At 38.3% G+C, this 15774-nt stretch carries 7 protein-coding genes and 1 pseudogene; 3 read left to right on the plus strand and 5 right to left on the minus strand.

Features of this window, described 5'->3' with window-relative positions; all coding sequences use genetic code 11:
- Positions 1-32: 32 nt before the first annotated feature.
- On the minus strand, positions 33-1589 hold the full coding sequence (locus INF28_RS10580; RefSeq protein WP_226393430.1) for an ABC transporter substrate-binding protein: 1557 nt from the start codon (positions 1587-1589) through the stop codon (positions 33-35).
- A gap of 23 nt (positions 1590-1612) precedes the next feature.
- Positions 1613-2806: an extracellular solute-binding protein gene (locus INF28_RS10585; protein ID WP_226393431.1), complete on the minus strand. Its 1194-nt coding sequence runs from the start codon at positions 2804-2806 to the stop codon at positions 1613-1615.
- Between the two features lie 219 nt (positions 2807-3025).
- Between INF28_RS10585 and INF28_RS10590 the strand changes: the two genes are divergently transcribed.
- Positions 3026-4810, plus strand: coding sequence for a cache domain-containing sensor histidine kinase (locus INF28_RS10590; protein WP_226393432.1), 1785 nt, complete (start codon positions 3026-3028; stop codon positions 4808-4810).
- A 26-nt stretch (positions 4811-4836) separates the two neighbouring features.
- Positions 4837-6426 (plus strand): response regulator transcription factor, encoded by a 1590-nt coding sequence (locus tag INF28_RS13020; protein ID WP_226393433.1) that lies wholly within the window; start codon positions 4837-4839, stop codon positions 6424-6426.
- Between the two features lie 527 nt (positions 6427-6953).
- On the opposite strand, the gene INF28_RS10600 is transcribed toward INF28_RS13020, so the two are convergent.
- The 3 genes from INF28_RS10600 to INF28_RS10610 all read right to left on the minus strand — a co-directional run bounded on the left by INF28_RS10600 (position 6954) and on the right by INF28_RS10610 (position 15200).
- The gene (locus INF28_RS10600) at positions 6954-8243 is read right to left on the minus strand and encodes a stalk domain-containing protein (RefSeq protein WP_226393434.1); all 1290 of its coding nucleotides are present in this window, start codon (positions 8241-8243) and stop codon (positions 6954-6956) included.
- Between the two features lie 69 nt (positions 8244-8312).
- Positions 8313-10073 carry a copper amine oxidase N-terminal domain-containing protein gene (locus INF28_RS10605; protein WP_226393435.1) on the minus strand — a complete coding sequence of 587 codons (1761 nt, stop codon included), beginning with the start codon at positions 10071-10073 and terminating at the stop codon, positions 8313-8315.
- A gap of 21 nt (positions 10074-10094) precedes the next feature.
- Complete coding sequence (locus INF28_RS10610; RefSeq protein WP_318961769.1) at positions 10095-15200, minus strand: Kelch repeat-containing protein; 5106 nt, start codon at positions 15198-15200, stop codon at positions 10095-10097.
- Positions 15201-15356: 156 nt separating this feature from the next.
- On the opposite strand from INF28_RS10610, the pseudogene INF28_RS10615 reads away from it, so the two are divergent.
- Positions 15357-15774: pseudogene (locus INF28_RS10615) on the plus strand (transposase); the annotation flags it as partial.

Below are 15774 nucleotides of genomic sequence, written 5' to 3' on the forward strand. Positions count from 1 at the left end.
TTTCCTTTTCTCTTTAAATATAAATTGTAGTATTATTCTGTCAAACTGTCATCCTTTGATTCTATGTTATACAATTCTTTTTCTCTTTCAATTGTTTCCTGAACCTTTTCTGGATATTTCTTTAAAAATTCTTCATATTGCTTAGACATTTCTTCGATGTATTTTTCTCCTCCAGCAGCCTTCCATTCTTCTTTCCATTGCTCTAATATAGGTCCTGGATCAAGCGCACCTGTTGTAGCCTGTGCCATATATCGTGAATTGATAACATCAAGCTCTGTCTGAATTTGTATCATTTCATTGTCACCTTTATCATCAAACATAAACAAATTAGAAACCAGACGCTCTGCATTGTCATTAAGTTCTTTTAACTTTTCGTGTTTTTGTGGGTCATCTTTATCTGTTAAATATACAATAAAGTTATTTCCAACCGCCCATGCATTAGCAGAAAAATCATATGTGGTTCCTTGTTTTATTTGAACTGTGTTTTCATCAATTTTGTTATAATGTTTACCCTCTATACCGTATATTACTAAATTCATAAGTACAGGGTCTGTGTTCAATAATTCAAGAAAACGCATACATCTTGCAGGATTTTTGCTTGTAGCAGATATAACCTGCATACTTGCTGCACCTGGCATATAATCTACTCTTGCAGCTGTTATTTCCTGTTGTGCAAATTCATAATTTGTATTTTTGAAAAGCTCCTCTACCTTGCCAGGCTTTAATGGAGATAGCATACAGAAGCATTTTCCCTCTTTCATGCGTTGTATGGTATCATGGGTGGTTAGCACATCCTTTTTAACTAAGCCTGATTCATAAAAATCTCTTGCAACCTCACATGCCTTTTTAAATTCAGGTGTATCCATGTAATTAACAACCTCTAAATTTGAATACATTCCATTTCTAAAAATGTTAGACTCTTGCTCTACAAGAATTCTTGGAGCACTATCATTATCCCAATCTATCGGATATTGCATATCAGGTTCATTTGCTTTTATCGTTTCCAAAACCGGTTTTAATGACTCGACAGTTTTATAGTCAGCCATATTTATTCCATATTTATCTGCAATATCTTTTCTGTATATCCAACCAATTTGGCCTGCATATTCTTTATGCACTGGCAATCCGTATACTTTTCCATCGCTTACCCTTATTGATTCTAATTGATCCGGATCCATCTGTTTACTTGATTCCGGCATATACTTGTCAAAATAGTCTCCCATTGGGAAATATGCTCCCGCTTCAGAATTTCCAAAATAATCAAGCATCCAACGAGCCGCAAATGCTATATCAAAATATTCGCCCGCTTGTATCATTGTATTCATTTTTTGTTCATACTGAGCTGCATCCATTGCATGAATCTTTACTGTAGCGTTTATTTTATCCTTTAAATAATCATTAATTGCCATTTCAACCGAACTTATATCTTCCTGAGGTGTTCCCATTAAATACCAATTAATTTCATATGTATCACTTGGAACCTCATTGGGATCTTCTGTAAGCATTGCGCCTTGCTCACCTGAATTTCCACATCCCCCAGCTATTACTGCAAATGCAATTGCAAGAAATAGCGCTAAAACCCTTTTCATAACAATCTCTCCTTTTATATATTTTATTTAAAATTATTTATTTCCAATTCATTTATTTGTGTTGCAGCTATATCGGCTCCTATCTCTCCAATTAAATACCTCTTCATGGTTTGCTTTATTTCTTCGGTTTTTATCATATAATCCTCTCGGCACGGTCGCTCATCCAGCTTTGAAATTTGGTCTTTCATGTCATTAGCATATGTAACTGCGTCCAATACAACCGGATCATTATAAAATTCATATCTAATTGGCAAATTATTTTTTTCCATTGATTGTCTTTTTTGATTGCTTTCCGAAGTGCAAAATTCTATGAACCTCAAGGCTTCATCATATTTCTCTGTTTGGCTGTTTATAGCTAACCCACTTCTTTTTAGCACAGAAATAGGTTCTCCTTTACTATTCCGTAACTCCCTTATCCCATATAATCCAGTTACCTTTGAATAGCCACTGTCCAACTTATTTTTATTACTTGCATCCGTCCATAAAGCATAGCATTCTTTTAATTTAAACGTTGTTATTAAATCCTTACCTTCCTTTATGTTGTCACTATTGTTAGCTATAATCCACTTATAGCATCTTACCGCCATCTCTGTATCATTGTTAAAATAATTTGACAATTCCATAATCATGCAAATCATCTCATCGTTTAACAAAGTTTCATCACATATATCTATTGGCAAACTAATTGAGTCCGCAGAGTTATTCAAAATAAATTTTTCTTCTTCCTCTACTGTATCTCTGAGGTAAAATAAAAGATTCAAATCCATCTCATATGGAGCAGCATATAACCTATCATTGTATTCTAAGCCACTTACCGCCTCTGGCAATAACTCATGATAATTAGCTTCTAAATGCGACAAATCCATAATACACTGTCTGCTTGCCAACTCACCTATCCATACATCTTCTATCTCACATACATCAAACATTTGCATTCCGGAATTCAATGCCGATATTAATATTCTATACGCATCATCACTTTGTGCCGGCAGTTCGATAAGTTTAACTCTTATGTTTTGATTCAACTGCTCAAATTCCCTTTTGACACGCTGAATGTGTCCTGATTCATCTTTTCTTACAGCCACAGATATTTCCACTGGGTTTGTATCACCCACAACTGACTTCCCCTCATCGTCTGTAGTTTTAGAAATAATGATTACGATTATTACGCATATAATAAGAAGAAAACAAACACCATAAAGCAACAACTTCTTCACGTTTTTATCCTCCTCATATACTATGTTTTTATTAAAATAACATTATTTTATTTTTAAATCAATATAACAATTTTCTTTTTTTTATCACTTTTTTATTTTTGGGAAATTATTATGGACATTAAATTATTTGTATGATATAGTAAATATGGTTTATTTTTTAATGTTACCTATGCAATTTATATTATTGTATTATGTTTCAGCCGAAAGGAATAATGGACTATGAAAAATTTTTGGCACATATTGAAAGAAAAAGTTATATCTTTTAGCTATTCTCTCAATTTCAAATTGCTTATCGGTTACATTATAACCATCATTCTTTGTTTATCTATATTTACAGGAATTATATACTATTATTCTGATAGGACGTTGGAAAATCTTTCCAAGGAGAATGTTGATCAAATGATATTATCAACAAGTGAGCTTTTGAACACATTCATAGAAGACATTGAATATGAAATTTTCACCTTGCAAGCTAACAAATCAATTCAAAAGATTCTAAACAATCCAAGCTCAGCAAGTTTCTATAACGATATACAAGTTTTGGAAAATGCCTTATTAAGCATAGATCCATTTAAAAAGAAATTTACATCTGCCGAGTTGTATGTTCCCCAACCGTATTACCCCTCTCTTTCAGAAAGCCTCAATGTATACTCTTCTTCCGAAATGAGAAATGACCCATGGTACCAAAGCGTAAAAAATAGCGGCGACAAAACCTGCTGGAATATTTTTGATTACCCCGATAAATCATATATTGTAGTCGCAAAGCAACTAATAAACACTATTACAAAAGAGCCTACGGCTATTGTAAAACTTAACATAGATATGGACTATTTTAATAATATTCTAAAGGATATTCGCTTAGCAAACACCGGCAGAGTATTTTTAACTACTGAAAACCATATTATAAATTCATATAATGTTCCATTAATTAATCAATTAAAAAATAACGACATTCTATTTCAAACAATGCTGAAAAAAAATCATGATACGCAATATACAGAAATTGACAATGTGCGTTATCTTCTGGTAAGCTATGCCTTGCAAGATACAGGTCTGTATCTTGTGGGTTGCGTGAATGTTAAGGAATTTGGTGATAGCGGAATAATTCTTCAGCGAATTTATTTATCCGTATTATTGCTTATGTTAATTCTTATCCCCACAATTCTGTATTTAATATCGTCTTACATTACAAAAACCATAACAAATCTTGCAGACAAAATGAAAAATTATAAATTTGAATCAAACATAGAAGTCCCCAAAGGACGGCGAGATGAAATACATTCACTCTATACTTCGTACAATATAATGCAAGATATTATTTCAAATTTAGTGAAGGACATAAACACTGCTGCAAAAATTCAGAAAAAAACTGAGCTGAAAGCACTTAAAATACAACTTACGCCTCATTTTCTGTATAATTCCCTCAATTCTATTGCTGTTATGGCCGCAAAATACCAGGCAGATGATATTGTAAATACAGTTTCATCGCTTTCAAGCTTCTTTAAACATTCACTAAATAATGGCAATGAAATTTCTACAATTGAAAATGAAATAAAACATGTTAAAAGCTACACCGATATCCAAAAAATAAGATTTGGCGATATGTTTGAAATAAACTTTGATATTGAACCGGATCTGCTTCAACAAAAAATATGTAATCTTTCCCTGCAGCCTTTGGTAGAAAATTGTATTGTTCACGGTTTCGGACATTGTTGCGATTTTCATGGTGTAATTAATATAAAGGCCTTCAAAGAAGATGATGATATTTATATAAAAGTAGAGGATAATGGCTGGGGAATAAATGTAATAGGCTTAAATGAGCTGAATCAATATGTTCAAAAAGCCTTTGATCCCAATGAACCTATTGAAAAGTATGGTATATATAATGTTAATCAAAGAATTAAGTTGTATTTTGGTCCTCAATATGGCTTAAGCTATTCCCAAAACGACATGGGTGGTTTAACTGCCACTATTCATATAACAACAATGCCATTTGATTCATAAATAACACCATAAGGAGTGATTAAAAAGTGAAATTATTAGTTATCGAAGACGAATTACTATGCTTGCAAGCTCTCACTAAGCTTCCTTGGGAGTCAATAGACATTTCATTAGTAGGAGCTGTTCAAAACATAGATGACGCTATAAAAATCATAAAAGAAACTCATCCTGATATCATTTTATCCGATATACGAATGCCTAACGGTAGCGGCATCGACCTTGCTAAGTATCTTTACAATGTAATGCCTAATACGAAAATAATTTTTCTGACAGCCTATAACGATTTTGAATATGTTAAGCAAGCATTTAGCCTCAACGTATTCGACTATTTATTAAAACCACTAGATGTAGCTCTTATCCTAGATACAGTATGCCGTGCCAAACACACCATAGAGGAATCTTTAAAAAAAGAATTGACCTTTATGGAGATGGAAAAGCAAATAGAAAACAGCATTCAATTTATGAAGGGTTATTTCTTTGGCTTAATCGAAAAAAATGCTTCATTACAAAACGATATGTTGCGCATGTTCCATATCGAAAACACAGAGCATATCTTTTCTGTATTCACAGTTAAAATTTACGATGATGAAACTCTTTTGCACAACCCGTTTTTATACCATAAGGTTTTTAGGGAACTAAATAAGGTTTTAATTTCAGATCAATTTCTCACTCTTGCATTTTTTGAGGATCACATATTCACTTTTGTTTTAGAGTTTTTATCTACTTCAGATATAAATAATGCATTAGAGCTAACCATGGAGTATGCTGAAATTGCAAAAAATTATCTTGAGTTTAACATCAATGCTGAATATTCTATTGGAGTTTCAAAGCCTGTGCATAAAATTGAAAACCTTGGTATTGCAGATAAAAGAGCACAAGAAGCACTAAAATATAACTTTCGTATTGGTAATAACCAGATATTATATATCGAGGATATAGAACCCACTCAGTGCTCAATTGAATTTAAAACAAAACTTGAAGGGAAATATATTGACGCAATAAAAATTGGTGATGAAGATGCTGTAGCTGAAATTCTTAAGGAGCTATTTGACTCATTTCAGTCAAATTTCGATAAAATTGAAACTGTACAAAGAATTTGCCTTGAATTTATTGTTAAACTATCTCTTACAATGATTCAATTTAATCTAGACCCAAATGTATTATTTAATAAAACAAATATTTGGTCAGTTGTAGAACGGCACCAGACGTTAGATGAGCTACATAAATTTCTACTTGACATTACATTGGTGACAATGTCACAAATCAGCGTCATTATGGTGGATAAAGACAAGAAAATTGTACATCAAGTAAAAGAATTTTTAAAAAACAATTTTCAAGTAGATGTTTCTCTTACTGGATTAGCAAAAGAGCTCTACGTCTCACCAAGTTATTTAAGTGCAGTTTTCACCAAAGAAGCAGGTATTAGCTTTAAAAAATATCTGACAAATTTAAGAATTGAACGAGCAAAATACCTTCTCGCAAATACCGATTTGAGCATAGGCAAAATTGCCGAACAGGTAGGATATAATACTCAGGCATATTTTTCCAAGCAATTTCATGCTGCTACTAATATGCTCCCCAGTTTATATCGTAACGAACACACGGTATATAAAAAATAAATTCAAATTTCTAAACAAATATAAACAAATGTATAAACAAATGAGCGAAAATATCGTTTATATATACAACATATATCGAAATTGATAAGGCAAGACCTGTCATACCTTACCATAGATAAAAGTGTAGGACTACAATAGATGTGTTATACCGATATTGAAATTGTGGAAAACGCAAATTGTTAAACACAATTCCAATATCCCAGCAACAGCAAAAAAAATGAAATATTTATTAAAAAATACGCAAATCTCAAAATTTGTGTTATAGTTATATCACCACACAAATGAGACCCCGTATATGAATACTATAACACAAGATATGAGATTTATATAAGCCTACAGAATTGCTTGCTTTTTGGGTTAAACTTCTTCAAAGGGGGTACACGCATTCTATCACAGGATTATATGTTTTACGAAGAACAGACGAAATACCATTAAGAGAGACGGGGATGCGGACAAAATCTAATCTTGGGCGGTGTGAGAGTTTTGGGCTGTTGACAAAGTGCGTATTTTATGAGTTTAAACGGCCCCTAATACATAAATTTGATGGCATATATTACGCCTATGTTATCGGAAAATATGGATTTTGGGCTCCGGTCTCCCACCAACCGCGCAGGTGCTTCCAGCTCTACTTCCGATTCGTTGACAACCATAGTTGCGTTATCTATCTCCAGCTGAACTGCTGTGCCATCTTTCACCGCGGTTACCTGATTTGCCTCTTCGTCCCAGTTTACTTCCGCACCCAGAGATTCAAAAATTGCACGCACCGGCACCAACAGACGGCCGTTTTCTTCCACGGGAAGCTGGTCGAGATACAGCTGCTTGCCCTGACTGAACACCATGGTGCCATACTGCTCGTTGCCGTCCAGCACATACGGATCTTCCTGCGTACCGCTTCCGGACAGGACAACTGTCTGATGCGGATTCAAATACACTGCCGGACGTACTCCCGAATTCCCTTTTTCGGTTCCTACAAAAGAGAATTTATCTGTACCATATATAGCATTCACACAGGTGCTTCCATACGGTGACCGCAAAAGCCAAATCTTCCTATTTCCCTGGTAGTCACTGGGCTGGAAGGTAGCCCAGGCTTTTTCCGTTGCCTCTGCCTCCACATTTCCAAAGGCCTGCCACATGGCGTCCAGCTGCCACGCGTCCAGCAGGAATACCGTGTCTGTCACACGATACATGGCCGCATGATTTGCGTCCGCTTGGTACAGTTTATTGATATCGGTTCGCTCCATCAAGCGTACAATATCTGATGTTGGAATATAGCTATATTGAAAACAACAATCTATTCCGTTGGTTGAACGGCTCACCTCACTTTCTGCCAATGTTTGCCATTGGCTAACCGTTTTCATCAGACTCCGCTCAGTTGGAGTAAAGTTGGTGTCTGACAAAAAGCCATCCTCTTGATCGTAGGGATTCAGTAATTCAGTTTTCCTTCCCTCTGGCAGGTCAATAGATCCCATCGGCGGATTGCCGCCGGGCCACTGGATCTCCCCGCCTGCCGCTGTGGCATTCAGCCATGCCCGCAAGGTGGAGTCTTCCCACAGACTATACCCATATTCAAAATGTTTTGAATTTTCATCAGAACTGGGGGCGTCAAAGGCCTTTAGCGTCAGAATTTTGTCACTGAGCAAAAGAATGCCGTTTTCATCCTCTGTGTTGATACATTTCCACACAATGGGGTCTCCCTGGTATTTTCCAAACTGTACATAAGTCCCCTGACCGATATCATTGACATCCGCCGCCGAGACACACACGGCACAGCTGAGCATAGCCACCAGACCTGTTAATATCTTAAATTTCTTTTTCATTATTTACCCTCCCTTTGTGAAGCAGGGGCGATCTGTGAATCGCCCCTACAAAACACATGACATGTTTTCTTATTCCGCTACGGGCAGGTCGGAGGCAATCACCGCTACTGCATTGTTGCTGATACGCTCATACCCTTCCTCAAAGGGAATCCACTTTCCATCCTCCCAATACCATTTGGAATCATTCTGATACTTGCTGTTATCCGTCAGTTCCAGCGCTTTGTCACGTTTCACCAGACTTTGGGCACTGCCGTCTGCTATGTCAAACAACGCAAGCTCTATCCTGCCGTTCCTGTATCCCTCCTGGTAGATCACATAATGCTGCTGGGTGGTTTCTGAAAGTTCTGGATGTTCTGTTTTGTCCGCAGAAAACTCTGCTGGGTCAATGACTGTAGCTGTATTGGTCTCTTCATTCCAGCTGACCAGATATCCCAGGTTCTCTGACAAGAACCGCAGGGGTACCATAGTTTTGTCATTGACAAGCCGTGCCGGCACATCCATAACGGCTTCTGCACCGTTGACTGTGGCTGTGGTGTTGTCTATGGCAAAGGACACACTCTTGGCCTGTGCCAGGCTCTGCGTATCGGGTTCAGCCGCTATGGCCGCCGTTGCGGTCTGCGTTCCCTCGTCCCAGGTCACTTCCGCTCCCAGCTGCTCAAACAAAAACCGCATGGGCACCAGTGTCCGGTCGCTCTCTGTCACCGGCGGTGTTTCAAACCCAAGCACCTTATCATTCACTTGCACATATGGTGCAGCCTTCAACCGTTCCAGCTCTGCATAAACTTCGGCTTTTGGAATTTTGAGTCGTGAACCTACATACGAAAAAACTACATATATGCTCTCGCCCACTTCATATCCGTACAGTGGAATTGTAGCACCAGTCCTAAAATTATCTCTTTCTGGTACAATTTTTACAAAATATACGTTATCATTTGTCAAATAAAGTTGCAATGGTTCATCCACTTCTTCACCATTTTTATCATTTGCAGTACCACCCTCATACATTAAAAACCAATTTCCGAATAAATTAACATACTTATAATCATTTATAAAATCTGGTTCTAAACTATTTTTTGTTTTATCTTCGTATAAGATTGTTTTAAAATTCACATTATCTGGTGCTGTCTTTTGTCTTGCTATGGCAACTTCACCATTACTGCGTGGAATTAAATTTTGATAACCGTCAGCAGGCAGGCGAGCGGCAACCGTTGTCCAATCTAGTCCATTGTTTGATTCAGCTACAGACACAAAGCTTGTTGTTTTTAAACCATAGGGCCAAGAATTATAAGTCATCTTTGCATATTTTTCATCGAACCCTTCTCCAAACGTCTGGTAGCTCTGCGTTCCATCTTCGTTTTCAAGGATCTGAAAAAGCTCAGAGTAGATACAATAATATTTTCCGTTGACATAAGACATATCCAATACTTTTCCATACCCATTTGAAAAATATTGTTCTTTCACCAAATTAAACTGATTGTCATAAATCAACAAGGGGACAGCTTTCCACTGAGGGATACCGGCCTCCCTTAGATCTCTTGCTAAATAATACTCTCCTGCCTGAATGTAGTCCATATACCAAAAATGCCGCTGTTCCTCTTCATTATACTCTGTTTGTCTATAGTTAGATCCAATCACAAAAATATTCCCATCTATCTGAGTCCAAGCCTTTCCATCATTTACCTTATTATCAATAACCAACGCTGAAAGTAATTCATCATCGTTTATTTCTGTTGGTTGAATTACTGGAGCCTGAATAACCGCAAAAACAGTTTGGAAATTCATCAAAAATACTATTATAATACAAAAAATTATTAAAGATAACTTTCTCATGCTTCATCTCTCCTATTTTGGTTACTCAATAATAAATCTATTCTTGCAGGTTGCAGAACTTCCTGTATATTGTGTAACTTCAAATTCAATTGTTGTCTCTTCACCACTAGGAAGAACCACGTCAAATACTTTTTCATTCCACTCCTTTTGATCAGGGTTCGTTTGATAAACCTCAATTATATCATTTTGTCCGTCATTAGTCCAGTATTTAATATAGTAATCCATCTGTAAAGTTGGATGATAGATAAAGCGACGATCCACATCCGCAGCATTATGAATGGTCACCGTATATTTATGTGTCACTCCATAACCCTGCATGGTGGTATGCCCGATAAAATCCGACAAGCTCTCCGTGCCATTTGCCGCAGCATTTGTACGGGTTGGATCGTCAGCCGGCAAAGCACGCATCCAATCCACATCAAATTCCTCGTTTCCAGAAAACTGTGCTTTGTTTTTATATGGACCAATGCGTCCCTCAAACGGCACATCACAATAGTTCATGTACGCAGAATGATAACCGTCAAATATGACCGGCGCCGACAGCCCGCCATCATCCGTGATAAGAGGTCCATCGTACGTTAATGGAAAGATCGCACTTTCCGGCATACGCTTTTTACAATCCTCAAACAACGGCATACTATGTGTATAAAAGCTCTCAGTTATATTGTTTTGGCCTGGATACAACTTCTCATTTTTCACAATAAATTTCAGATTTTCTCCGCTTGGTGTATCGTTATCAATATAAAAATGCATGGGAGCAGCCTCTATTGTCTGTGCAAAATTCCCTATTCCCTTCATTACAACCGGATTTTGATCTGCAAACTGACTCTTCGTTTCTCCTGGAACAAAATAACTTGTAAAATTTTGATTTCCATAGGAATTTGAATCAGAACTTGCCATAGTCGCCAAACTCACCGAACCTTCTAAAACAACAAATTCCATCATAATCCAGACATAACCATAACCTTCGTTATCAGAAATCAAAATGTCGCCGCTGACAAGCATATCACTAAACCACCAGAAATGATCTCCATTTTGATCCTGAAAAATCTCCTTCGGAGCTCCTATCTCTTTATAATCGTTAATCATTCGCTGACCTGGGCTATTCACCTCATTTCCAGAAAAATCTCCCCATGTCTTAAATAAATTCCAGTTCCCATCATAGCCCGCATTCGTTACTCCCAGCTTTGTCACCTTAATTGTTCCAGTATCATTTCCGGTATTATAAAATACCCCATTATAATATAATGAGTCATTACCAGAAAACGCTGTGCCTTGAGGAACGTAACCCTCCATTCCTTTATGATGGTACTCAAACAGCGTATATGTGCCTGGCTGTAAATGATCCAGATGCATAAGTGCCATAGAATTTTCCTGATTAACTATCTCTGTATTTGGAATATGTTCTGGTTCATCTACATAAATATACTTGTGATTTTCTCCGCTTGGATTTTGATCAAATACTACCTCTTGAGGTGTAATAATAGACTGAACTATTGTTTCCAAACTAGAGCTTCTTGCCACACTGTTTCCGTTTTTTAAAAAGTCCACGTAAAGCTCAATTTTTTTACCTGATCGCGACGAGTCAAAGCGTACGTTATAAAATGAAACTATTTTTTCACCAGCCACATATGCCTCACTTTTTAAATATGCAGTACTATCACCGCTCCATCTTGCATATAATATTGCTCGATCTGCTCCTATGGGGACATCACATGTAAACTGATTGTTGGTTCCTATCACTGGCTTAGTATAATCTCCATCTCCAATATTCTCCTGACGATGATAAGATAAAAACAGGCTTGAATAATTTATGCTAATTTTATATTCAGAATTCACCTTAATGGAATTCCATGCCTCGCTTGTAGCCTTGGGCGTAATACCAACATAATATTTCTTGCCGGGCTCCATGGTATAGGTAAGCGAAGATGCACCGGTGCTCTGCATGATAAACTGCTGCTCACTTAGATCATACAATACAAACACACTGTTTTGCTTTAACGCATCTGCTCCCTCCAGGGTTATCGTTTTGGTTTGCGTTCTATTTCCCACTGGAATTCTATACCAATCAATATCAAGTTGATTGTCCAGCTTGCCGCTGACCGAACTATTTAACTCGGCAGTGATATCCGTCCCATTATAACTGATAAAATCATTCGTCAAACTCTCACTATACTGTTCCCCGGTTAAATCTCCATTCAAAGAAGTTTTGGTTACTGTTAGCTTATATTCCCCTTCGGTATTCCCTTCCTTGTTCCGCAAATAGATATAATAGTCTCCGCTGGCCGGTGCAACATAGGTCACATATTTCATCTTGTCCGAAGCCTGCGGCGGACTTGGATTTTCATATTTATTAATGGTGAACCAATAATCCGTCCAAGCACCATTCTCTTCTGTTCGCATATTGCTGAATAGATACAGCGCACAGCTGTCCGCTTTCATTTCTCCAAAGGTTTCAAGGCACACCGTTATTTTATCACCCTCGTTTGCCCGCAGATAATAATAATCCTCATCCACCGCAGTATCAAAATTCAATCCGCTGATCCCGGACGTATATCTGCTGCCGTCTCCCAACACAGCAGTGCCAAGCGGGGAATCCGCTGTTCCGTCATCAAAATTCTGGTTTGGTTCATAACCATCGTATGTATCCACTATGTAGAAATCAACCTCAAAGACCGCACTTTTCCCGTTTGACAATTCACCTGGCTTGGCTGATACCATCACTCCATAGTTATTTGCATAATGCGACACATAATGCGTAGATGCAACCTTACTATCATTTTCCCAATGTCGTATATACCCGGAGCTCAAAAAACTGTCGGTAGTTGTATCATAAACATTTGGCACACCTATCGTTTTACCGTCCTTTGGCCGGGTAACAACCACCAACTTTTTCCCACTGGGTATATAAATTTGAAATGTTGCCGGGGCAGTTTCTGTCACTGTACACTCTTTATAAGAACCGTTGGATACCTGTTCCGCATTTAACCAGATATCCGGCGTAGTAAAACTGACAGGCGGAACATATGAAATATTGTTCATAGGGGCATCCGTAATCAAATCAGGGGTTACCGTTGTAATGTTCTGCTGCAATGTACTCATCTGCATCCGCAGCGGTATCTCCCCTTCCGCAGATGCTGTAAAGTTCACCATCAAAGAGAAGGCTTGACTTACACTAACACCCAAATCTGAAAATACCTTGATATAATAATTATACGGTAACACAGACAAATTTTCAACTACTTTATTGCCGTTTCGTTCTATATCATTTACTATAATTTCTCCGGTTTCATTATAAAGCGACACCCGGTACAAGCAGTTTTGCGGAATATCACCGAGCACAATGTCTAGTGTTCCCGCTGTCTCTGGCGTAAACCGATACCAAATTTCCTGTTCCAGATAATATAGTTTGTCATTGACTGCTGTCCCGCTGATGATTTGCTTTGCATCCCTTGTGCTGTCATACGGTGTCTTATAGACAGAGCTGCTCCACGCACCTTCTCCATTTGCAAACATCGCACGGACGCGGTATTGATAAACAGTTCCCTCCTGTACGACATGAGAATAAGATGCCTCTGCACCCACCTCTGTGACCTGGCCATTGACCTCTAACTGATACCCTGACACCCCAGCAATTTTATTCCAACTGACTATGACAGTGTCTCCGTCTGTGCTGAGATTCAGCTGAGGCACGGCCGCCCCATAGTAGGCAAATCCCTCTGCTGGTACTGTATCATCAAAGCCTCCGTACAGCATAAGCGTTTCGTTCACTTCTGCAATCGCAAAGCCTGCTTTTGCCTGCGGCAAATCTATTCGTTCTGTCCAGGCATCTAAGACGGAGTCATATTCCTCAACCGAGGTGGTCTGCAATACTGTCCATCCATTCGACTGATTTATGATTCCATCTGTACCATCTTCTGTATAGCTGACCTGACCGCCCAAAACATACATTTTGTCATTGATCTGGCAGAATCCCATATTGCTGCGAGCAATATTCATAGAAGCACAAGCTTCCCACTGGTTTGCCACTGTGTCAAGCCGATACACACCAGACAAACATCCAGTTTCGTTTGCCCCGCCAAAGACATAGACAGATCCGTTCCAGCATGCCGCTTTTCCATAACCGCAGTTAACCGGCAGATCAGGCAGCGTTTGCCATGTGTCTGCTGCAACATTATATCTGCGAACATCATTCAAATATCCGGTGTCGTTTACACCGCCTATGGTATAAATATACGTATTATCTGACGCAACCGCCATTGCGTAGGCAGCTGCAGGCATTGTCCCTATCAGTTGGCCTTCATTGCCGTCGAAGCAATAGACAGCGTCTGAAATTCCCATGCCGCCATATCCCCCCAGCAGATATGCCTTGCCATTTATAACCACGCTACTCTGAAAGGCACGAGCCAATGTGGAAGCCGAAACAGAATTGACCCACGCATTTTTTGTCTCGTCATACTTTTCAATCTGAGAGATATATTGCCCCGCTCCGTCATAGCCGCCAATCAAAAAGGTTCCTTTGGCAGTTTCTGCCGCTGACGCACCGTATCGCTCGATGTTGGGCTGCGGTGTCTCCAGCGAGACACTTAAAGCGCCATATGCATTGACGCTGATTTTCGGCTGTTGGCCGCCTTTCGTCAGCACACTGTGTCCGGCCAAGATCTTCTGTCGAATCATTTTGGCAGACAGTGTAGGATTGTTGCTTTTCAACAACGCCACAATCCCGCTAACAAACGGCGCCGCCATAGAGGTGCCACTCATGTCACCATATTTATCCTTCGGCAAGGTACTATATATGTCTCTTCCAGGGGCCGCGATATCTACCTTATTCCCATAGTTTGAAAAATCGCAAAGATACCCATTTGTACTCAAAGCTGCAACAGAGAGGTTGGTATCAATTCGGCTTGAAAAGGCATAGCCGATGATTTTCTTAAGGCATAAATCCTTAACGATTGTGGTATGCAGCCACCCTTCATCCGTGGGTATATAGGTAATATTGCCAACCCATTTTTGATTTGGTTTATTTGCTGTAAAATTTCTTTGTAAAAGATTTGGTGAAACAATGTTAATTATGCTTTGAATTAGTTGTGATTTTGTAACCTTTTTTACGAATTGAGTGTATATTATAAAGTTTCATCAGCTTATGGGTTGATGTAAATGTAAAGCTTCTTAATGAGAGTGGGCATTATTTAATATATAATACAGATTAGATAAATCCTGTTGTGATATATTATAGTTGTAACACTACTACCAAAAAAGATATAATCTTAGAAGGAAAAGAGGATGTTACAAATGAAACACTATGAAACTGAATTCAAGAAGAAAATTGTTCGCCTTCATCTTGAAGAGGGACGCTCCCTCAAAAGTCTTGCAGTTGAATATGGAGTATCACATGCAAGCATATCAAACTGGACAAACCAATTTCGCAATGAATGCCAAACAAACGAAGAAGCCCAAGCCGATTATAATTTTATGAAGGAAAATCTCAAACTTCGAAAACAGCTTGCTGAACTTCAAAAGGAAAATGAATTCCTAAAAAAAGCGGCGGCATTCTTTGCGAAGGAAATCGATTAGAGGCTTATCGATTTATCCAAGAACACAATAAAGAGTATGGTCTAAGATGGCTTTTATGCCGTTTCGATATCTGTCCAAACGCTTATTATAATTATTTAAAAAATCGAAAAGCTGAATATCAGCAATA

It is taken from the genome of Ructibacterium gallinarum (assembly GCF_014982785.1).
Classification (GTDB): Bacteria; Bacillota; Clostridia; order Monoglobales; family Monoglobaceae; genus Ructibacterium; species Ructibacterium gallinarum.